We start from the raw sequence: 19,348 nt of genomic DNA on the forward strand, positions 1-19,348 counted from the left end.
AGCGCCGCCTGATGCGAACACAATCAGGCGGCAGCCTCCGCAGCCCGTACAGCCTCCTCCAGGCGCGCCATTCGCGACTCGACGGCCAGTTCCACCAGACTGTCGAGGAGCATCGTGGCGGTCGGATCAGCCATCGGCTCGTCCCGGAACAGACGGAAGGTCGAAGCCACGATCCGCCCGCGCCCATAGGAGCGTTCCACGCCAAGCGCCACGGGCTTGTGGATCCAGCCGACGACGAGCCCAGCGAAGACACGAGCCTGGAAGTCGAGCAGGTTGCAGCCGGAAATGACGTAGTCAGGGATGACGCGGTCCATGGTCTCGTCGAGGAGCGGGCCGCTCGGGAAGCGGGCGAAATGTCCCGCCCGGCGCAGCCACGCGAACGACGATGCCCAGTCGCCGCGCCAAAGGGTGCCGTCGCGGGACTTGACCTGTACGTTCTGCCAATGAGGAAAGAACGGATACAGGCTGAGTTCGGTTTCCGGCAGGAGCAGAAGGCTCGCGCCCTGGCGGACGTGGTCGGCAATGGCCTTGTCGTGGCTGCGCGAGACCACGATGGCGGCCTCCTCGAGGCTGCGTGCCAGGGTATATCCCATCAGCTTCATCCGTTCCCGGATATCCTCGTCCGGTGACCAGATCGGTTGCCGCGCATGGGAGGGCTTGCCGCGTTGCGCATGGATGGCGAAGTCCACGTGGTTCTGCGCGACGAGGCGTCCGTCGGAGGCTCGCAGCTCAAGGGAGAGGCGCCGCAGAGCCGGCTCGCTGAGTTCGGGGACCGGAAGGTCCACATTGCCGAGATCGAGCACCGTTGGCGCTTCCAGTCGCGGGATCGGGAGGCGACGTGTCTCGTCGCACAGGCGGATTTCCAGCTGGCAATCTTCCAGGACAGGTCCGGCGCCATGGGCAATGGAGAGCTGGAGGCTCGCCGTCTCGCCCGTCCAGTACGAGACGCGCTCCCATTTCGGCACGATGACCGTATCGGCGTTGATGATGTGGAACAGCTCGTGGAAGACCCGCGGATTGCGGCGCATGTCGAGGAGACCGTTCGACTCCCAGTGACAGTCGTGGAGCTCGGTGATGACATAGCCGGCCAGGCTGGGCTTACGCCGCATCGCCTCGATTTCATACTTCAGGGCGCGGAATTGCTGCCACTGCGCCGCCATCACGAAGCGGCGCAGATCGCCGAACACGCGGTCCATGCTCCAGTCGGAAAACCGGTTCTCGACGCCGTGGGCATACATGACACCCTCGCCCCAATCATGCCCGGTCTCGAACCACCAGGGCTCCTCGCCCTTGTCGTTGCGCAGATCCTTCGGATAGGGCAGGCCCCAGTTGCCGAACTCGGAACACATGAGCGGCTCGCGCCCTGTAATCACTGCGTCGCCATGGGGCGAGTACAGCCAGGAGGCCCGTGCCGCGAGCTCGTCCACGAACCTGTCCCACTCGTCGCGGTGGTCCGGCACGGCCGCATAGAAGTGATAATCGGCGATGTCCGATTCCACGTGAAAGCTCGGAGCGAGCGGCGAATTGTCCACGACCAGGCGGGTCGGATCGTAAGCCTTGAGCCAGGCGAAGGTGCGCTTCAGCCAATCACGATGGTCGGGATCGTTGACGAGGTCGACGCCCCAGTTCTCGTTGATAATCGTCCAGATGATGATCGACGGATGGTTGCCGTCCCGGTCGACGATGCCCTTCAGGAGCTTTTCCTTGCGTCCGCGAGAACGATCGGTCGCCATGCCGCCGTTGGGCAGCTCCGTCCAGATGAGCAGGCCCATCCGGTCGGCGACCTCGTAGTACCGCGGATCCGCTGCCTTGATGTGGCAGCGCAGGCAATTGAGGCCGAGCTCCTTCGCCTTGCGGAACTGGTCCTCGAGAAACTCCACGGAGGGCACCGTGCAGATCGTATCGGGATAGTAGTCCTGATCGAGAGCTGCGCGCAGATAGAGCGGCTCGCCGTTCAGGTAGAACTTGCCGTCGCGGGTCTCGATGGTGCGGAAGCCGAAATGGTCGCCGAGCTCGTCACGGGGAGCGCCGTCCCGGACCAGAGACAGACGGATCGTGTAGAGGTGAGGTTCGTCCGGTGACCATGACTTGACATCCGCGAGGGTGAAGTCGAACGGCATGCTGGTCACACCGGCCTGAATCCCATGCGTTTCATCGAGGACCAGCGTCCCTGAGGGATCGCGCACCTCGATGCGGATCTCGGCCGTATCGCTGAGGGGGCGGGCGAAGAAAACGCCGGCCGTAACATGGCCCGTCTCCCGCTTGGGCACGAGACGAATGCGCGTCATGTGGTCGGGAATGCGGCGCTCGAGAAACACCGATTGCCAGATGCCGGACAGGGGCCCGTACCAGCTCTGCTTCCCAAAGGGAATCTCGGCAAAAGGGGAATCGGGGAATTCGGCCGGATTGTCGGTGGGAGAATCCACCCGCACCTTGATCTCGTTCGGGCCGGGCTTGAGATAGGGCGTCACGTCGAAGGAAAACGGCAGGAACCCACCTTCGTTCGTCCCGACAGGCTCGCCGTTCACGAAGACTTTCGCGTTGTGAAAAACCGCCCCGAAGCGCAGCCATATGCTGTCGCCGAGCCAGTCTTCCGGAATGTCGAGAAGCCTGCGGTAAATCCCGATGCCGGCACGCATCCGGAGATCGTGAAACTGGGCCTGCCAAGGGCTTGGGACCACGATCTCGCGCACTTCTGCCGGGCCGGGCATTCGGTCGTCGGCCACGTGCAAAAATTCCCAGTTCCCATCCAAGCTGATGCGATTGTCTTGCATGACAACTCCTTGAATCAGCGATTACCCAAGGGCATTCAAAGCGGCAAAAACATGACTGAGAGGGCGAGGAGCGGCGCTTTCGGCATCGGCGGTGCCGGATCCGTCTCCGAACATCGATTGTTCCGACATTTTTCGATCCGTGATCCCTTTTCCGGCGCCTTGTCCCGGTCTGACTCCTCAACGGCCAAACCCTGACATTGGATCCCCCGCGAGGGTCCCGGGCCTCCGACAGGCAGCCGGACGGGAGGGAGCTCACGTCCATGGAGGAACCGCTCCTGTCATGTGACGTTGGCCTTCCACAGTCGAGCCTCGCGGCTCGGCAGATTCCCCAGCAACGAGGCTCACAATGACTCGAATTGTTCCTGACGACCGCGCGCGGCAAGGCCCCCCGGGCCGGCCCGTGCTCGGCGTACTGATCGGAGGCTTGGTCCTGTGTGCCATCCTTCTTGGCGGTTACTTCATCTGGGCCAGCAGGACGGTGCCGGACGATCCCGGACAGGCGGCCTCCCGCGCGGCAGTGACCGGCTCGCCTTCCGGCTCCTCGGCAAATCCGACGGATCGCACATCCCCGGCCAACCCCGCCTATCCGGCGCCTACGGATCCTTCCGCCACAGGCACCACGAAGACGAAGTGATTGCAGAGCGTTGAACTCCATCCCGGGAGCGGTGGATCGCCACCGCTCCCGGTCCTTCTTGCCAACGCCCTCTCGGGCGGCGACTTTTCGCCTTATTGATTCGCATAACGAGCCTTCAAAGAGTTGCGACGGGGCGAAACCGCATGACATGGACGGGACGAGGGCGGCTTCTTCTGGCCGCGATGCTGGCTTTCGGGATCACCACGGCCGGCCTGGCTCAAGGGCCGAAGAGCCCCCCGGCTGCCCCCGCGCAAACCCAGGCTCCAGCACCTGCCCCTGCGGCAGCAACGCCGCCGGCTCCTGCGATCTCGGCAGACACGAAAGCGGTGCGGGCCAAGCTCGACGGTTTCAAGGCCGATCTCGAGCAGAAGGAACTGGCGATCCAGGGACGCGCGCAATCCGACGCGGAACTCCAGAATCTCAGGCAGCAGCTCGAACCCATTATCGGCAGTATCCGCGCCATTATCGCCGAACAGGCGCCCAAGCTCGAAGCCAGCAAGGCTCGGCTGGCCCAGCTCGGGCCCAAGCCCAAGGAGGGCGAGCCTGACGAGAGCGCCGATGCCGCCCGGGACCGCAGCGAGCGCGAGGCGGCCGTGGCCGAGCTCGACGAGACCCAGCGGCTCAGCCGGGCGCTCCTCGTCCAGGCGGAGCAGCTCGATGCCCAGATCAGCGATCTTCGCCGGGCCGGGTTCACCCGTGCCCTGTTCGAGAAAAGCGACAGCATCCTTAGTCTCGGGCTGTGGATGGACGTCATTCAGGCCGTTCCGCGGGAGCTGCGGGCGCAGAAGATCACCTTCGGCGACACGCTTGGCCAGATGCAGCGCAGCGCCACTCTCGGCGTCCTGCTCCTCATCGGCCTGTCCCTGGGCGTGGCCATCGCCCTCTATGCCGGTCGCCGGTCGATTGCGCCACGCCTGGTGCGGCGCGACCCGGCCATTCTCGACCCGGCCCGGCGCAGCCGGCTTCTCGCGGCTTTCGCGGTTCTCCTCCTGGGCACGGTCCCGGCCATTGCGGGGAGCTGGATCTTCTGGATCGCCTTCGACGCGGTCGATCTTTTTCCGCCCCGCCTGGAACAGGTCGTCGCCGCCATCCTGCGCGGCATCGCGTTCATCGCCTTCGTGCGGGCCCTCCTCGACGCCATCCTGGCCCCGGACCACGGATCATGGCGACTGGTTTCGGTGAGCGAGGCGTCGGCCGGGCGCATCATGAGCTTCGGCATCACTCTGGCGACCGTCATGGTGGTCGGAAAGGTGCTCGATTCCTTCAATCAGGCAATTGCGGCGGCCCTGCCCATCACGGTCGTCACGCGGGCGGTGTTTGCCCTGGCCTCGGCTCTCATCTTCGCCGAATTGCTGCGCCGTTTCGCGTCGCGGGCGAACCAGGACGAGGCCTGCCTCGGCCCCTATGTGGCGCCTGAGGTTTCCATCGGCGGACCTCTGCGGACATTGGGCTGGATCGTTGTCGCCATCGTCGTCGGCAGCGTTCTCGGCGGCTATGTGGCGCTGGCGTCCTTCATGGTGGACCAGGCCGTCTGGATCTCCATCCTCGTGGCCCTGCTGATCCTCATGATCGCCCTGGCGGACGAATTCATCAGCAATACCTTCAGGACCCAGAGCCGCGTCTCGACGATGCTCCAGGCCAATACGGGCCTGCGCCGGCGCTCCCTGGAGCAGATCGGCGTGCTGGTGAGCGGCGCATTGCGGCTGGCCATCATCATCATGGCGATCCTGCTCGCCCTGGCTCCGTGGGGGATCGAATCCACCGACCTGGTAGGCTCCCTGCGGGCGGTCTTCTTCGGTTTCAGCGTCGGGGACGTGACGATTTCCCTGTCGTCGATCCTCATCGCGGCGCTCCTGTTCACCGTCGGCTTCACGGTGACACGGGTTATCCAGCGCTGGCTCGACAACACGTTCCTGCCGGCGACGGAGCTCGATGCGGGCCTGCGGAACTCCATCCGCACGGCGGCGGGCTATGTGGGCGTCATCTCGGCGGGCGTCATCGCCTTCACTTATCTAGGCCTCAGCCTGGAGCGGGTCACGATCGTTGCCGGCGCGCTGTCGGTCGGTATCGGTTTCGGCCTGCAATCCATCGTCAACAACTTCATCTCAGGCCTCATCCTGCTCTGGGAGCGGCCCATCCGCGTCGGCGATCTCGTCGTGGTGGGCGACGGGGAGGGGTACGTACGCCGGATCAATGTGCGCTCCACGGAGATCCAGACCTTCGACCGCTCGACCCTCATCGTGCCGAACTCGAACCTCATCTCGGGCATCGTCCGCAACCGGGTCCGCAACGACCGGATCGGGCGCGTGCTCGTGTCTCTGCCGGTTCCCCGCGCGTCGGACCCGGATCATGTGGCGGAGATCATGCGGCAGAGCGCCCTGGCGCACCGGGAGGTGATGAGCGAGCCGGCCGCGCGGGTGATCTTCAAAAAGGTCACGGAGAACACCATCGATTTCGATCTCGTCTGCTTCGTCGACGACATCGATTCGGCGGGCCGCGTCGCGAGCGATCTGTATTTCGAAATCTTCCGTAAGCTGCGCGAGGAGGGGACCGGCGCGCCGCCTCCGGCGCCCGCCCAGCCGCCTGCGCCGCCGAAGGAGGAAGAGGAGCCGGAGGCCAAGCCCAAGGCCGCCCAGGACGAGGATGAAGGCTTAACCCTTCTCAAGGATAAGTAGGCCTCATGAAAAACCTCACCCTCCTCAGCGTCCTGGCGCTCGCGCTCGCGGCCTGCCAAGGCACGCCCCCGGCCAGCCGCACCGGAACCCCGAGCTTTTACGCATCCATGGCCAGGGCGGATGCCACGGTCGATGCCGCCATGGCCCGCGACATGATCAACGCCTATCGCCGCAACAAGGGCCTTCCGCCCCTGGCGCTCGACCCGGAGCTCCAGGCAGCCGCCGAGTCCGAGGCGCGGGCCATGGCGGCGGCCGACCGGCCGAGCTCGGCGGATGCCTTCAAGGCCCGCCTGGCCTCAGCCGGATACAAAGCCCCAGCCGCGAACCTGTCGGCCGGCTATCACACCCTGGCCGAGGCCTTCTCGGGCTGGCGCGAGAGCCCGCAACACGACCGGGTCCTCACGGATCCCCAGGCCTCCCGGATCGCCATCGCGACCGCTTATACGCCAAGCTCGAAATACAAGGTCTACTGGGCTCTCGCGGTGGCGGCCGACAGGCGCTGACCGGTCTTCCGACGCCAGAGCGGGGCTTTTCCCGAACAAAGTCACGGGAACGCCGTTGATTGTCGCAGGCTTCGCTTTATGAAGCAGGCCCCGGGACAGCGAGGGCGATGCGATGCAGGGACGGGTTTGGGCAGGCTCCGGCTCTTGGGCCGGGAGGATTGCGGCGGGTGACGGCGCATGTGGCTGATCCGTCTTTATGTCCGCGTCCTGGGCCAGCTCGGCTCCGATCTCCGGATCGGGGCGCTCCTGGCCATGGCGAACGTGGCCCTCGCCATCTCGGCCTTCGCCGAGCCCATCCTGTTCGGCCGCATCATCGACGTGCTGACCCGGGCCCAGACCCCGAACGCGGCGCCGATCACCTTCTCGGACCTCCTGCCCCTCATCCTGGCCTGGGTCGCGTTCGGCTTCTTCTCCATCGGCGCCGGAGTGCTCGTCGCGCTCCATGCGGACCGGCTCTCCCATCGGCGCCGCCTGGCCGTGATCGCGAACTATTTCGAGCACGTCCTGGAGCTGCCGCTGGCCTTCCACACATCGACCCATTCAGGACGGGTCCTGAAGGTGATGCTGGAAGGCTCCAACGGCATGGCCTGGCTCTGGCTCGGCTTCTTCCGCGAACATTTCGCGGCACTGATCGCCCTTGTCATTCTGCTGCCCCTGACGGTGTTCCTCAACTGGCGCCTTGGGCTCCTCCTTGTTGCCCTCATGGGCGTTTTCGCGGTGGTGACGACCATCGTGCTGCGCAAGACCGAGAGCCTCCAGGGCGCTGTCGAGCGCTATCATTCGAGCCTCGCGGAGCATGCCTCGGATGCCCTCGGCAACGTCCCGGTGATCCAGTCCTTCACGCGGGTCGAGGCGGAGGCCGGGTCCCTGCGGGCCATCATCGGCCAGCTCCTCCAGGCACAGAATCCGGTGCTCTCCTGGTGGGCGGTCGCGTCGGTGGCATCGCGCGCGTCCGCGACCATTACCGTCACGGCGATTTTCCTCGTCGGCACGGGGCTTCACCTGAACGGCCTTGCGACCATCGGCGAGGTCGTGATGTTCATGAGCATCGCCACGATGCTGATCGCGCGGCTGGAGCAGGCGGTGAGCTTCGTGAATCAGCTCTTCATGCAGGCGCCGAAAATGCGGGAGTTCTTCGAGATTCTCGATACGGCGCCGGCGGTCCGCGACCGCCCCAATGCCAAGGAAATTCCGCGCTTCGCCGGAAAGGTCGCGTTCGAGGACGTGAGCTTCTCGTATGACGGCAAGCGTCCGGCGATTCAGGACGTCACCTTCACGGCCCAGCCGGGCGAGACGATGGCCCTCGTTGGCGCTACAGGGTCCGGCAAGTCGACGACGCTCGGGCTCCTGCACCGGGCTTTCGATCCCCAATCCGGCGCCATCCGCATCGACGACATCGATATCCGGGACCTCACCCTGTCCTCGCTCCGGCGCAATATCGGCGTGGTGTTCCAGGAGCCGATGCTCTTTGCACGCACGATCCGCGAGAACCTTCAGGTCGGGAGGCCGGACGCCACCGATGCCGAGATGATCGAGGCCCTGGAGCGCGCGCAGGCGGTGGAGTTCATCTCCCGCCAGGCCGCAGGGCTCGATACCCTGATCGGAGAGCGCGGGCGCTCCCTGTCCGGCGGCGAGCGTCAGCGGCTCTCCATTGCCCGGGCTCTCCTGAAGAACCCGCCGATCCTGATCCTCGACGAGGCGACGAGCGCCCTCGATGCCGCAACCGAGCGAAAGCTGCAGTTGGCCCTCGACGAGGTCATGAAAGGCCGGACGACCTTCGTCATCGCCCACCGGCTTGCGACGATCCGCAATGCCGACCGGATCCTGGTCTTCGATCAGGGGCAGATCGTCGAATCCGGCACCTTCGACGAACTCGTCGCCCAGGGCGGGCGCTTCGCGGAGCTGGCGAAGGCGCAGTTCATCGCCAGCGAGGAGACCGCGCAGCGCCGGCCCGAGTCGGGCCGTCTGGAGGCGGTGCCGCTGCCGTAAGGCAAATTCCGGCTGCGGGCTTCAGGCCCGGTTTCGCCGCGCCACCAGCGCGGATGCCTCGTCGGCTTTCCGGGCGATCGCCAGGGGCGTGATCCTGAGGGCCGTGATCCGGTTGCGCGACTTGCGCAGGACCTGGAAGCGGAAGCCGTGGAAGGTGAAGATCTGGCCCGTATCCGGGATCGCCTGGGCCTCGTGGATGACGAGCCCGGCAATGGTCGTCGCCTCCTCGTCGGGCAGGTTCCAGTCCATGACCCGGTTGAGGTCGCGGATCGGCACGGAGCCGTCCACGTTCACGGAGCCGTTCGGCTGCGGCCGCACGCCCTGAACGGACAGGTCGTGCTCGTCCTTGATGTCGCCGACGATCTCCTCGAGGATGTCCTCGAGGGTAATGAGGCCCATCACCTCGCCGTATTCGTCGACCACGAGCGCGAAGTGGGTCTTCTTGGCCAGGAAGGCCTTGAGCTGGTCGCGCAGGGACGTGGTGTCGGGCACGAACCAGCTTTCCAGCGCGATGCTCTCCACCGAGAGCCTGCTCGCGTCACCGCCGACGGCGTCGAGGGCCCGGAGAAGGTCCTTGGCGTGGAGGACGCCGATGATGTTCTCCTGGCTGCCCCGCCAAAGCGGCAGGCGCGTATAGGGGGAAGACAGCACCTCGCGCACGATATCCTCGGACGAGAGGTCGGCATTGATGGTGCGCATCTTGGTGCGGTGAACCATCACCTCGGAGACGCTCAGCTCCTCCAGGTCCAGGAGACCGCCCACCATGTCGCGCTCCACCTTGGCGACGTTGCCTTCCCGATGCAGAAGATCGAGCTGGCCGCGGAGTTCCTCGCTGGCGGACAGGATCGGTGTGTTGGCGCCGATCCGGATGCCGAACGGCCGCAGCATGAGGCGCACCAGGCGCTCGATGGCTATGGCCAGGGGGCCGATGATCGCCACCACCCAGGTCATAGGCCGCGACAGGGCCAGGGACACGGTGTCGGGGGACGAAATGGCGATGGTCTTCGGCATCACCTCCGCGAAGACGATCACGAGGACCGACATGATGACGGTCGCATAGAGCGCTCCGCCGTCGCCGAAGATCGCCACGAGCACGCTGGTCGCAAAGGCCGAGACGCCGATATTGACGATGTTGTTGCCGATCAGAACCGTGCCGATGAGGCGCTCACGCATCTGGAGCAGGCGGTTCACCAGGGCGGCGCGCCCGTCGCCGTTCTTCTCCAGGAAGAGCATGCGCGAGCGTGAGGCGCCCGTGAAGGCGGTCTCGCCGGCCGAGAAGAAGGCCGAGAGAAGCAGGCAGAAGATCACGACCAGGGCCGCGACCCAGAGCTCGCCGGAGGAATCCTCGATCATGGTCAAGCTACGTTGATTTCCTTCGCCAGGAACGACTGGACATCGTCCACCGCGACGCCGGGAGCGATGAAGCTTTGCCCGATGCCCCGTGCCAGGATGAACGTGAGGGCTCCGCCCTTCACCTTCTTGTCCTGCGCCATGGCGTCAAGCAGCTCCTCCACGGTGCCGCAGCCTCCGGGAACATGGCTCAGGCGCGTCGGAAGTCCAGCGGCGGCGAGGTGAGCCTCCACGCGCTGAGCATCAGCCTCGGGGCAGAGCCCGAGCGAGGCCGAGAACCGGAAGGCCAGGCACAGGCCGATTGCCACGCCTTCTCCATGGACGAGCCTGGCGGAATCGTAGCGTGTGATCCGCTCCAGGGCATGGCCGAAGGTATGGCCGAGATTGAGCAGGGCGCGATCCCCGTCCTCCCGTTCGTCGCGCACGACGACGGCGGCCTTGGCCCGGCAGCTCCGGGCGACAGCCTCGTCACGCTCCGGTCCGCCCGAGAAGACTCCGCGCCAGTTCGCCTCGCACCAGTCGAAGAGGGCGGCATCGTCGATGAGGCCGTACTTCGCCACCTCCGCGTAGCCGGCCCGCATCTCACGCAAGGGAAGGGTGTCGAGGGCGGCCGTATCGGCCAGGACGAGGCTCGGCTGATGGAAGGCGCCGACGAGGTTCTTGCCGTGGCGCGAGTTGATGCCGGTCTTGCCGCCGACGGACGAATCCACCTGGGCCAGCAGGCTGGTGGGCACCTGGACGAAGCGCACACCACGGCGCACGACGGCAGCCGCGAAACCCGCGAGATCCCCGACGACGCCGCCGCCGAGGGCGATCACGAGATCGCCGCGCTCGATCCTTGCCTCCAGGGCGAAGTCGCAGACCTTCTCCAGGGACGTGTAGGATTTTGTCGCCTCGCCCGGGGGCAGGGTTAAGGTCTCGACCCTCAGCCCCTGCTGCCGCAGGCTCTCGGCCAGGGTCCCGGCATAGAGCGGTCCCACATGCGCGTCGGTGACGATGGCGGCGGCGCGGGCACCCAGGGCCGCGATGCGCGACCCCGCGCTCTCGAGCAGGCCGCGCCCGACCAGGATCTCGTAGGCCCTGTCTCCAAGGGGAACCGGGACCGTGATCGTCCCTGTTTCCGGCAACCGTGCCGCCAGACTACTCACCGGAAGAACTCCCATGCTCGTCGAACCAATCCTTGAGGGCCTGGATGGTGTCGGCCACGACCCGCTCATGCGGCGCCTCGTGCGAATAGACCGTCACGTCGGCGGTTGCATAGACCGGATAGCGGATCTCCATCAGGCGGCGCATGGTCCCTTCCGGGTCGGCGGTCTTGAGCAGAGGGCGTGTGGCCCTCTTGCGCACCCGCCGCATGAGGATGTCGAGATCCGCCTTGAGCCAGACCGAGACGCCGTTTTCCGCAATGGCGATCCGGGTCTCCTCGTTCATGAAGGCGCCGCCCCCGGTCGCCAGGACCATGGGGCCCTCCTGGAGGAGGCGGGCGATGACGCGCCTCTCGCCATCGCGGAAATGATCTTCGCCGTGAATAGCGAAGATGTCCGCGATGCTCATGCCCGCGGCGGCTTCGATCTCGTGATCCGCATCGCGGAACGGCAGGCCGAGCTTCTGGGCGAGCCTCCGGCCCACGGTACTTTTCCCGGCGCCCATGAGGCCGACGAGCACGAGGGAACGCGAGCCGAGTTGCCGGGCGATGGGGTGGCCGCCCCGGTCTCGGTCGTCCTGCCCGCCGGCTTCATCGAGGGAGTTGAAGCGGCTGATGGTGTTCATGGTCCTGTCCTAGCACGAGGCCATTGCTCTGTCACAGGATCGGGCAGGCGATCTCGGAAAAGCTTGCCTTTGTCCGCCATGCATGGTTGTACCTTGGAGATCTTGAAGAGGGGCCCGTGCCGACTTTATTCCGGTTTCTTGTCGTCGTCGCCATTCTCGCCGGGATCGGTTTCGCAGCCATCTTCGCCCTGGCGACCCTGGTCGAACCCGAGCCGCGGGAGATCTCCGTCCCGATTCCGAGCAGTCGCCTGTCCACTCCATGAGCGGGGCGCGGCACGCCAGCCTTTTCCTGGACATGCTTGCGGCCGAACGGGGCGCATCGAAGAACACCCTCGATGCCTACCGGCGGGATCTCGACGATTACCTGGCCTATCTGACTGAGACCGGCGGCCGGCCCGACAGCGCCTCGGCCGCCACGGTGCGTGGTTTTATGGCCAGCCTCGAGGAAAGGGGGCTGAAGGCCTCCTCGGCGGCGCGGCGCCTCTCGGCCGTCCGTCAGTTCCACAAGTTTCTTTACATGGAGGGCTACGCTCCTGCCGATCCGACCGCGGCCGTCTCGGCGCCCAAGCGGGGCAGGGGGCTTCCCAAGGTCCTCTCGGTGGATGAGGTCGACCGTCTCCTGCAGGTGGCCCATGCGGCGGCCGGGCAGGAGGAGGCTTCGCCAACGGAGCGGCTGCGTGCCGCACGTATGGGTTGTCTTCTGGAGCTCCTCTACGCCACGGGACTGCGCGTCTCGGAACTCGTCGCACTGCCTCGCGGCGCGGCGAAGACCCGCGACCGCTTCCTCGTCGTCCGGGGCAAGGGCGGCAAGGAGCGCCTCGTGCCCCTGACAGAGGCCGCGCGGGAGGCGAGCCGCGCCTATCTGGCACTTCTCGAAGGGCAGGGGAAGGCGGCCGGACCCTGGCTTTTCCCAGCCGACAGCGAGAGCGGCCACCTGACGCGCCAGGCCTTCGCCCGCGATCTGAAGGCCGTCGCAGGGGCGGCAGGACTGCGTGCCGACAAGGTCAGCCCCCACGTGCTGCGCCATGCCTTCGCGAGCCACCTCCTCCAGAACGGGGCGGATCTACGGATCGTTCAGGAACTCCTCGGCCATTCCGACATCTCGACCACGCAGATCTATACCCACGTGCTGGACGAGCGCCTGAAGAGCATGGTGCGCGACCTGCATCCGCTTGCGTCGGGAGCGAGTCCGGAGGGGTAACGGACCCTTTCGGCGCCAGGGCTGCGGCCGGCTGACGCTGGACGGCATTCTCTTCCCGACACGCTAGAACCCTCGATGATTCCATGCGTTAGCCGTGTCCCAAACGGGCAATCATGGAGTGTTGAGTGATGGCAAGCCGTTCTGGATCTTCGAGCCGTGGCTTCGGTTCGATGGACAAGGAGAAGCAGCACGAGATCTCCCGCAAAGGCGGCGAGAGCGTTTCGGCGGAAGATCGCTCCTTCTCGAAGGATCGCAATCTGGCGAGCGAGGCCGGCCGTAAGGGCGGTCAACGTTCGCGCGGCGGCAATTACTAGCGCCGCAACAAATCGGACTCCTCCCGGAGGGCTGCCGAAAGGCGGCCCTCTTGCTGTGAGAGCTTCCTCCCGAGAGACGGCACCCGCTTTATCGCCGGGTCAGCAGGAACACGCCCTGCTCGCCCAGTAGATTCCAGGCCCACCATGGCAGGACAACACGCACGGGGTGCCCTCCGGCGTCGAGGGCTGCCGCCTTCTCCATCTGTGCGCCGACCTCCCGGCACAACTCGACGAAATCGCGGATCGTGCAGAAATGGATATTGGGCGTGTCGTGCCAGGAATAGGGCAGGTTCTCGGTCACGGGCATCCGGCCCTTGAACAGAAGCTCCAGCCGCACGCGCCAATGGCCGAAATTCGGGAATGACACGATGGCGCGCCGCCCGATGCGCAGCAGCTGCTCCAGCACGACCTTGGGCTGGCGCGTCGCCTGGATGGTCTGCGATAGGATGACGTAATCGAAGGCGTCGTCCGGGTAATCGGCAAGGTCCGTGTCGGCATCGCCCTGAATCACCGGCAGGCCCTTGGCGAGGCAGGCATTCACGCCCTCGCGGGAGATCTCGATCCCGCGTCCGTCGACGCCCTTGCGGTCACGCAGCAGCGCCAAGAGCGATCCGTCGCCGCAGCCGACGTCGAGCACCCGCGAACCGGGCGCGACCATGTCGGCGACTAGAAGAAAGTCGAGGCGGGTTCCGTCCTGAGAGGCGGCCGTTCGCGGATCCATCAGGCGATCCCTCGAACACGGGCCGCCGCATCGATGAAGCCGCGCGCGGCCGCGAACATCTCGGGCTCGTCGAGGAGAAAGGCGTCGTGGCCCTTGTCGCTCTCCACCTCGACGAACGCGACGGACGCCGCGGCGGCATTGAGGGCATGGACGATGGCGCGGGAATCCGATGTGGGGAACAGCCAGTCTGACGTGAACGAGATGACGCAGAAGCGCGTCGCCGATCCCTTGAAGGCGCGCGCCAGGCTGCCGCCGTAATCGGCCGCGAGATCGAAGTAATCCATGGCCCGGGTCACGTAGAGGTAGGAATTGGCGTCGAAGCGCTCGACGAAGGACAGGCCCTGGTAGCGCAGATAGCTCTCGATCTGGAAATCCGCATCGAACGAGAAGGTCGGCGCGCTGCGATCCTGGTAGTTGCGCCCGAACTTCCTGTGGAGGGCCATTTCGGACAGATAGGTGATGTGCGCGCCCATGCGGGCGACCGCGAGGCCCTTCGTCGGCCGCGTTCCCTCGACGAGGTAGCGGCCGCCGCGCCAATCTGGATCGGCCATCACGGCCTGCCGGCCCACCTCGTGGAACGCGATGTTCTGCGGCGAATGGCGCGCCGCGGCCGCGATGGGCAGCGCCGCGAAGACCCGTTCCGGATAGCTCGCGGCCCATTGGAGCACCTGCATGCCGCCCATGGAGCCGCCGATGACGCAGAACAGGCTCTCGATCCCGAGCCGGTCGATCAGCGCCGCTTGTGCCCGCACCATGTCGTGGATGGTGATCACCGGAAAGTCGACCGCATAGGGCTGGCCGGTCTGCGGGTTGGTGGAGGCCGGGCCCGTCGTGCCCATGCAGCCGCCGATCACGTTGGCGCAGATCACGAAGAAGCGGTCCGTGTCGATCGGCCGCCCCGGTCCGACCATGGTGGTCCACCAGCCGGGCTTGCCCGTCACCGGGCTGACATTGGCCACATGCTGGTCGCCCGTCAGGGCATGGCAGATGAGGATGGCGTTGGACCGCTCGGCGTTCAGGGTCCCATAGGTCTGGTAGGCGATCTGCCAAGGGCCCAGGAGGACGCCCGCATCAAGCACCAGGGGCTCGTCCGCGCCGAAGCGTGCGACCGGGCTCGACGGATCGTCGACCTGGCTTCGCGGCTCGGGCGGTTGAAAAGCACTGGTCATACTCAGCCTGGCGAACGCGTTCGATCTTTCGAACAGCGGTAATGCGGCGCCGCGTCGAGGTCAACGAACATGACCGCATGGCAGGGAAGCGAAGGCCCATTCGAGGCCTCTTGAGAGCTTATTGAGACTTGGCAGGGGCGTTCCAGGCTGCGAAGAAGAGCGCCGTCATTCAGGAATGTCCCATGTCCACCGATAATCCGACCCCCGCGCCCGCCCTGGCCCAGCTGCGGCAGGAAATCGACCGGATCGACGAGGCCATGCACCGGCTTCTGATGGAGCGGGGCACGATCATCGACCGGCTGATCTCGGTCAAGAAAACCTCCGAATCCGGTTCGGCCTTCCGTCCGGGCCGCGAGGCCTCCATGATGCGGGCCCTCGCCGAGCGGCATAAGGGCCTCCTGCCCCTCGACACCGTGGAGAGCATCTGGCGGGTCATCATCGCGACCTTCACGTATGTCCAGGCGCCTTATGCGGTGCATGCGGACATTTCCGGCGGCGATGCGCCAATGCGCGATTCGGCCCGGTTCCACTTCGGCTTTACGGTTCCGTATCTCAGCCATCCGAGCGCCGCCGCCGTGATCGAGACCGTGGCGTCGAGCCGCGGCGATCTCGGCATCTTCCGGATCGACCAGGGCGCCTCCAGCGGCGCCTGGTGGCGGGCGCTCGCGGACAAGGACCGGCCGAAGATCATCGCGCGCCTGCCCTTCATCGAGCGGCCCGACCATCCGGCCGGCACGCCCGTCTACGTCATCTCCAAGCCCCTGACCGATGCGGCCGTGCGCGATGTCGTCCTCTATGCGGCCCAGTTCGAGCGCTGGCACAAGGACGTGACCGGGGCCCTGGCGGGCCTTGGCGGCGAGGCGGTCGCCAGCGCGGCCGATGCCTATGGCCTGTCCGTCCTGATCGCCGTTCCCGGAACCGTGGAGCCGTCCCGGCTGCACGGGGCTCTGACCGACGCGGGCGCGAGCCTGTCCGAGCTCGTCGAGATCGGCAGTCATGCGGAACGTTTCCGCGTGAAATGAGCCCAAAGCTGCGCTAGAGCGATGTCCACCTTTCGCGGCGATGGTCGAGAGCCATCCCGCATCCGGTCCCTTTTCCAGGAAGCGTCCCCATGTCCGCCCGTCCCGAACCCCGTCCCGGCGTCCTGAAGATCGAGGCCTATGTGCCCGGCAAGAGCGCGGCCGCAGGGGTTTCGAAGATCCATAAGCTCTCGTCCAACGAAACGCCCCTAGGCCCCTCGCCGAAGGCCATCGAGGCCATCCGCTCCTTCGACCATCTGGAGCTCTATCCGGACGGATCGGCCACCGCCCTGCGGGAGGCCATCGCGGCCAAATACGGCCTCGATGCCGGCCGCATCGTCTGCGGCGCCGGGTCCGACGAGCTTCTGGCGCTCCTCACTCACGCCTATGTGGGCCCGGGAGACGAGGGGATCTTCTCGGAGCACGGCTTCCTGGTCTACCGCATCGCCATCCTGGCGGCGGGTGGCGTGCCCGTGGTGGCGCCCGAGAAGGATTACCGCGCCGACGTGGACGCGATCCTGGCCCGGGTGACCCCGAAGACCCGGATCGTCTTCCTGGCCAATCCCAACAACCCGACGGGCACGTATCTTCCCTTCGACGAGGTGAAGCGCCTCCATGCGGGCCTGCCCCCGAACGTGCTCCTCGTGCTCGATGCGGCCTATGCGGAATACGTGCGCCGGAACGATTACGAGGCGGGCCTCGAGCTTGTGGCCACGGCCGAGAACGTGGTGATGACCCGCACCTTCTCGAAGATCTACGGCCTCGCCAATCTCCGGATCGGCTGGATGGTCGCGCCCGCGCACATCGTGGATGCGGTCAACCGGATCAGGGGGCCGTTCAACGTGAATGGTCCCGCCCTGGCGGCCGCCGTCGCGGCGATCCAGGACGACGCCCATGTGGCGAAGTCCATCGAGCACAACGAGACCTGGCTCGCCTGGCTCACCCGCGAGATCGAGGCGCTGGGCCTGACCGTGACTCCGAGCGTGGGCAACTTCCTGCTCATCCATTTCCCCCGGGAAGAGGGCCGGACCGCCAAGGACGCGGACGCCTTCCTGACGAGCCGGGGCCTCATCCTTCGCCGGATCGACGGCTACGGCCTGCCCCATGCCCTGCGCCTCACTATCGGGGACGAGGAGGCGAACCGGCTCCTGGTCGCAACCCTGCGCGAATTCCTGGGCAAGGGCGACCATGCCTGAGCGTCTCGGTCCTCCCCGTCAGACGCCGCTCTTCGGGCGCGTCGCCCTCATCGGCCTCGGCCTGATCGGCTCATCCATCGCCCGGGCCGCGCGGCACCTCAATCTCGCCGGCACCCTCGTGGCCATCGATCGGGACGAGGGCGTCCTGGCGCGGGTGCGGGCGCTCGGGCTCGCCGAGGAGGTGACGGCCGATTTCGCGGCCGGGGTCCGGAATGCGGATCTCGTCATCCTGTGCGTGCCGGTCGGGGTCTGCGGAGCCGTGGCTGCCGCTATGGCGCCCGGTCTCAAGCCTGGCGCGATCGTGTCCGACGTGGGCTCCGTGAAGGCCTCGGTGATTGCCCAGGTCCAGCCACATCTTCCAGCCGGAGTCCATTTCGTCCCGGCCCATCCGGTCGCCGGAACGGAGCATTCCGGCCCCGATGCGGGCTTCTCCACGCTGTTCTTCAACCGCTGGTGCATCCTCACGCCGCCTGAGGGCGCTGACGAGGGGGCCGTCGAGCGGGTGCGGGAATTCTGGTCCGCCATGGGGTCCAACGTCGAGGTCATGACGGCGCAGCACCATGACCTGGTCCTCGCCATCACGAGCCACGTGCCCCACCTCATTGCCTACAACATCGTCGGCACGGCCGCGGACCTGGAGACCGTGACCCAGTCGGAGGTGATCAAGTTCTCGGCCGGCGGCTTCAGGGATTTCACCCGCATCGCCGCCTCGGACCCGACCATGTGGCGGGACGTGTTCCTCCACAACAAGGAGGCGGTGCTGGAGATGCTCGGCCGCCTCAACGAGGACATCGCGCTCCTCGCCCGGGCGATCCGCTGGGGTGAGGGCGACAAGCTCTTCGACCTGTTCACCCGCACCCGGGCGATCCGCCGGGGCATCATCTCCGAAGGGCAGGAAACGCCGGAGCCCGATTTCGGGCGCCGCCGCGACGGTCAGTAGATCGCAGGCAGTTTCACGCTGGGGATCACGAAGGGGCCGAGCGCCAGGACACCGTTGTCGAGCCGCAGGGGCGGCAGCGGCGTCAGGGCCGGTTGCCCGGGCTTGGTGGCGTTGCCTGAGGCGCGCGCCCCGCCCAGCAGGGCTCCGAGCAGCGCGCCGCCGGTGCGGTTGCCCATGACGGAGCCCAGAATCCCGTCGAGGCCAGCGGCCGAGACGTTGAGGAGGCCCGAGGGGCGGTGCTGCGCGTCGAGGCCGAGCTCTCCCTTGGCCTCCACCCGGCGGGCCCCCTTGCTCAGGGACAGCATCTCGACGGCGAGACGGCCGCCGTCGCTGCGCCAGCGTTCCAACTCCTCAGCCATCGGCCTGCCCCGGAAGCCTTCCGCCTGGGTCACGGTCAGGTCGGCCCGAAGATCCGTCGGCTCGGCGCCGCCGATCAGGTTGCCCAGGAGCGGAAGCCGCGCCTTGTCGACGGAGAATGCCAGGTCGTAGGCCTTGTCCTGGCTGCGGGTCGGATCGGGCCTGACATGAAATTCCATCTCGCTCCCGGTCACGGCGATAGGGTCCGGCGTCACGCCGGTCACCGTGACGGCGGGGTTTTGAGCCACCGTCGAGAGCCGCTGCAGGCCGGTATTCGTGGCATGGACGCTGGTCTGGAGCAGGTCCCAACGGGCTTCGACCACGACGGTGCCGTCCGTCCAGCGGAAGGGGCCTTCGACCTCGGTGATGACGAAACGCGGCTGGTAGACCTGCGCCACCGATTCGACGCGGCCGAACGAGGCCTTCACGGCCCCATGGGTCAGATTCAGGGCGCTGCAGGTCACCTCCATGCGGAACGGGAAGCCCCCGACGCTCCGGTCCTGGCAGGTCCATTGCCGACCGGCCTTGGCCTCCAGGCCAAACCAGGTGTCGATGGAATCGCTCGTCCGGCTGCGGATCACGAACCAGGCGATGCTCCAGGCGACCGCTACCAGGAGCAGGAGCACGAAGGGCGTATAGAGCCAGAAGCGGCTGGAGCGGCCATTCTCTGCGGGGGTCTCGCCCATACGGGTCTCCTATTGTGTCGCTTCTTGGTAACTGATAGCCCATCCACCGC

The 19,348-nt window shown here is 66.5% G+C and carries 17 protein-coding genes; 10 read left to right on the plus strand and 7 right to left on the minus strand.

The genetic code is table 11. The features are described from left to right. Window positions 1-23: 23 nt before the first annotated feature. Window positions 24-2,774, minus strand: a complete 2,751-nt coding sequence (locus C4E04_RS02535; RefSeq protein ID WP_109594658.1) for a glycoside hydrolase family 2 protein — start codon at window positions 2,772-2,774, stop codon at window positions 24-26. 346 nt (window positions 2,775-3,120) lie between these two features. On the opposite strand from C4E04_RS02535, the gene C4E04_RS02540 reads away from it, so the two are divergent. The 4 genes from C4E04_RS02540 (at window position 3,121) to C4E04_RS02555 (ending at window position 8,575) form a co-directional block, all read left to right on the plus strand. Beyond that, window positions 3,121-3,408 carry a hypothetical protein gene (locus C4E04_RS02540; protein WP_109594660.1) on the plus strand — a complete coding sequence of 96 codons (288 nt, stop codon included), beginning with the start codon at window positions 3,121-3,123 and terminating at the stop codon, window positions 3,406-3,408. 143 nt (window positions 3,409-3,551) lie between these two features. Continuing rightward, the gene (locus C4E04_RS02545) at window positions 3,552-6,083 is read left to right on the plus strand and encodes a DUF3772 domain-containing protein (RefSeq protein WP_109594662.1); all 2,532 of its coding nucleotides are present in this window, start codon (window positions 3,552-3,554) and stop codon (window positions 6,081-6,083) included. A 5-nt stretch (window positions 6,084-6,088) separates the two neighbouring features. Further along, window positions 6,089-6,586 (plus strand): CAP domain-containing protein, encoded by a 498-nt coding sequence (locus C4E04_RS02550; RefSeq protein ID WP_109594664.1) that lies wholly within the window; start codon window positions 6,089-6,091, stop codon window positions 6,584-6,586. A 177-nt stretch (window positions 6,587-6,763) separates the two neighbouring features. After that, entirely contained in the window at window positions 6,764-8,575 is a 1,812-nt protein-coding gene (locus C4E04_RS02555; RefSeq protein WP_109594666.1) for a glucan ABC transporter ATP-binding protein/ permease, read from the plus strand. A gap of 21 nt (window positions 8,576-8,596) precedes the next feature. On the opposite strand, the gene C4E04_RS02560 is transcribed toward C4E04_RS02555, so the two are convergent. Genes C4E04_RS02560 through C4E04_RS02570 form a run of 3 tightly spaced genes read right to left on the minus strand, consistent with a single transcriptional unit; the run spans window position 8,597 to window position 11,695 of the window. Beyond that, window positions 8,597-9,928, minus strand: coding sequence for an HlyC/CorC family transporter (locus C4E04_RS02560; protein WP_109594668.1), 1,332 nt, complete (start codon window positions 9,926-9,928; stop codon window positions 8,597-8,599). 2 nt (window positions 9,929-9,930) lie between these two features. Then, window positions 9,931-11,073, minus strand: coding sequence for a 3-dehydroquinate synthase (gene aroB / locus C4E04_RS02565; RefSeq protein WP_245416211.1), 1,143 nt, complete (start codon window positions 11,071-11,073; stop codon window positions 9,931-9,933). After that, window positions 11,066-11,695: a shikimate kinase gene (locus tag C4E04_RS02570; protein ID WP_109594672.1), complete on the minus strand. Its 630-nt coding sequence runs from the start codon at window positions 11,693-11,695 to the stop codon at window positions 11,066-11,068. Before C4E04_RS02570 ends, aroB begins: the two co-directional genes overlap by 8 nt. 116 nt (window positions 11,696-11,811) lie before the next feature. Between C4E04_RS02570 and C4E04_RS02575 the strand changes: the two genes are divergently transcribed. The 3 genes from C4E04_RS02575 to C4E04_RS02585 all read left to right on the plus strand — a co-directional run bounded on the left by C4E04_RS02575 (window position 11,812) and on the right by C4E04_RS02585 (window position 13,210). Beyond that, window positions 11,812-11,958, plus strand: a complete 147-nt coding sequence (locus C4E04_RS02575; protein ID WP_109600696.1) for a histidine kinase — start codon at window positions 11,812-11,814, stop codon at window positions 11,956-11,958. Beyond that, a complete protein-coding gene (gene xerD / locus C4E04_RS02580; RefSeq protein WP_109594675.1) occupies window positions 11,955-12,896 on the plus strand; it encodes a site-specific tyrosine recombinase XerD in 942 nt (313 codons plus the stop codon). The genes C4E04_RS02575 and xerD overlap by 4 nt, the downstream gene beginning before the upstream one ends. A gap of 128 nt (window positions 12,897-13,024) precedes the next feature. After that, window positions 13,025-13,210, plus strand: a complete 186-nt coding sequence (locus C4E04_RS02585; protein WP_109594677.1) for a general stress protein — start codon at window positions 13,025-13,027, stop codon at window positions 13,208-13,210. Window positions 13,211-13,298: 88 nt separating this feature from the next. Here C4E04_RS02585 and metW read toward each other — a convergent pair whose 3' ends face one another. Continuing rightward, a complete protein-coding gene (gene metW, locus C4E04_RS02590; RefSeq protein WP_109594679.1) occupies window positions 13,299-13,931 on the minus strand; it encodes a methionine biosynthesis protein MetW in 633 nt (210 codons plus the stop codon). After that, on the minus strand, window positions 13,931-15,100 hold the full coding sequence (locus tag C4E04_RS02595; RefSeq protein WP_109594681.1) for a homoserine O-acetyltransferase: 1,170 nt from the start codon (window positions 15,098-15,100) through the stop codon (window positions 13,931-13,933). Before C4E04_RS02595 ends, metW begins: the two co-directional genes overlap by 1 nt. A gap of 182 nt (window positions 15,101-15,282) precedes the next feature. On the opposite strand from C4E04_RS02595, the gene C4E04_RS02600 reads away from it, so the two are divergent. The 3 genes from C4E04_RS02600 to C4E04_RS02610 all read left to right on the plus strand — a co-directional run bounded on the left by C4E04_RS02600 (window position 15,283) and on the right by C4E04_RS02610 (window position 18,255). Then, window positions 15,283-16,122, plus strand: a complete 840-nt coding sequence (locus tag C4E04_RS02600; RefSeq protein WP_109600698.1) for a chorismate mutase — start codon at window positions 15,283-15,285, stop codon at window positions 16,120-16,122. Window positions 16,123-16,211: 89 nt separating this feature from the next. Further along, window positions 16,212-17,315 (plus strand): histidinol-phosphate transaminase, encoded by a 1,104-nt coding sequence (hisC, locus tag C4E04_RS02605; protein WP_109594683.1) that lies wholly within the window; start codon window positions 16,212-16,214, stop codon window positions 17,313-17,315. Beyond that, window positions 17,308-18,255, plus strand: coding sequence for a prephenate/arogenate dehydrogenase family protein (locus tag C4E04_RS02610; protein ID WP_109594685.1), 948 nt, complete (start codon window positions 17,308-17,310; stop codon window positions 18,253-18,255). Before hisC ends, C4E04_RS02610 begins: the two co-directional genes overlap by 8 nt. Here the strand turns inward: C4E04_RS02610 and C4E04_RS02615 are convergent. Continuing rightward, window positions 18,249-19,298, minus strand: a complete 1,050-nt coding sequence (locus C4E04_RS02615) for a DUF2125 domain-containing protein (RefSeq protein ID WP_109594688.1) — start codon at window positions 19,296-19,298, stop codon at window positions 18,249-18,251. The genes C4E04_RS02610 and C4E04_RS02615 overlap by 7 nt on opposite strands. Window positions 19,299-19,348: the final 50 nt, after the last annotated feature.

The organism is Microvirga sp. 17 mud 1-3 (assembly GCF_003151255.1).
GTDB lineage: Bacteria > Pseudomonadota > Alphaproteobacteria > Rhizobiales > Beijerinckiaceae > Microvirga.

Bases quoted from the DNA above. Each gene is read 5' to 3' on its own strand.
- C4E04_RS02535 (WP_109594658.1), bottom strand. From the start codon at position 2,774: ATGCAAGACAATCGCATCAGCTTGGATGGGAACTGGGAATTTTTGCAC.
- C4E04_RS02540 (WP_109594660.1), top strand. From the start codon at position 3,121: ATGACTCGAATTGTTCCTGACGACCGCGCGCGGCAAGGCCCCCCGGGC.
- C4E04_RS02545 (WP_109594662.1), top strand. From the start codon at position 3,552: ATGACATGGACGGGACGAGGGCGGCTTCTTCTGGCCGCGATGCTGGCT.
- C4E04_RS02550 (WP_109594664.1), top strand. From the start codon at position 6,089: ATGAAAAACCTCACCCTCCTCAGCGTCCTGGCGCTCGCGCTCGCGGCC.
- C4E04_RS02555 (WP_109594666.1), top strand. From the start codon at position 6,764: ATGTGGCTGATCCGTCTTTATGTCCGCGTCCTGGGCCAGCTCGGCTCC.
- C4E04_RS02560 (WP_109594668.1), bottom strand. From the start codon at position 9,928: ATGATCGAGGATTCCTCCGGCGAGCTCTGGGTCGCGGCCCTGGTCGTG.
- C4E04_RS02570 (WP_109594672.1), bottom strand. From the start codon at position 11,695: ATGAACACCATCAGCCGCTTCAACTCCCTCGATGAAGCCGGCGGGCAG.
- xerD (WP_109594675.1), top strand. From the start codon at position 11,955: ATGAGCGGGGCGCGGCACGCCAGCCTTTTCCTGGACATGCTTGCGGCC.
- C4E04_RS02585 (WP_109594677.1), top strand. From the start codon at position 13,025: ATGGCAAGCCGTTCTGGATCTTCGAGCCGTGGCTTCGGTTCGATGGAC.
- metW (WP_109594679.1), bottom strand. From the start codon at position 13,931: ATGGATCCGCGAACGGCCGCCTCTCAGGACGGAACCCGCCTCGACTTT.
- C4E04_RS02595 (WP_109594681.1), bottom strand. From the start codon at position 15,100: ATGACCAGTGCTTTTCAACCGCCCGAGCCGCGAAGCCAGGTCGACGAT.
- C4E04_RS02600 (WP_109600698.1), top strand. From the start codon at position 15,283: ATGTCCACCGATAATCCGACCCCCGCGCCCGCCCTGGCCCAGCTGCGG.
- hisC (WP_109594683.1), top strand. From the start codon at position 16,212: ATGTCCGCCCGTCCCGAACCCCGTCCCGGCGTCCTGAAGATCGAGGCC.
- C4E04_RS02610 (WP_109594685.1), top strand. From the start codon at position 17,308: ATGCCTGAGCGTCTCGGTCCTCCCCGTCAGACGCCGCTCTTCGGGCGC.
- C4E04_RS02615 (WP_109594688.1), bottom strand. From the start codon at position 19,298: ATGGGCGAGACCCCCGCAGAGAATGGCCGCTCCAGCCGCTTCTGGCTC.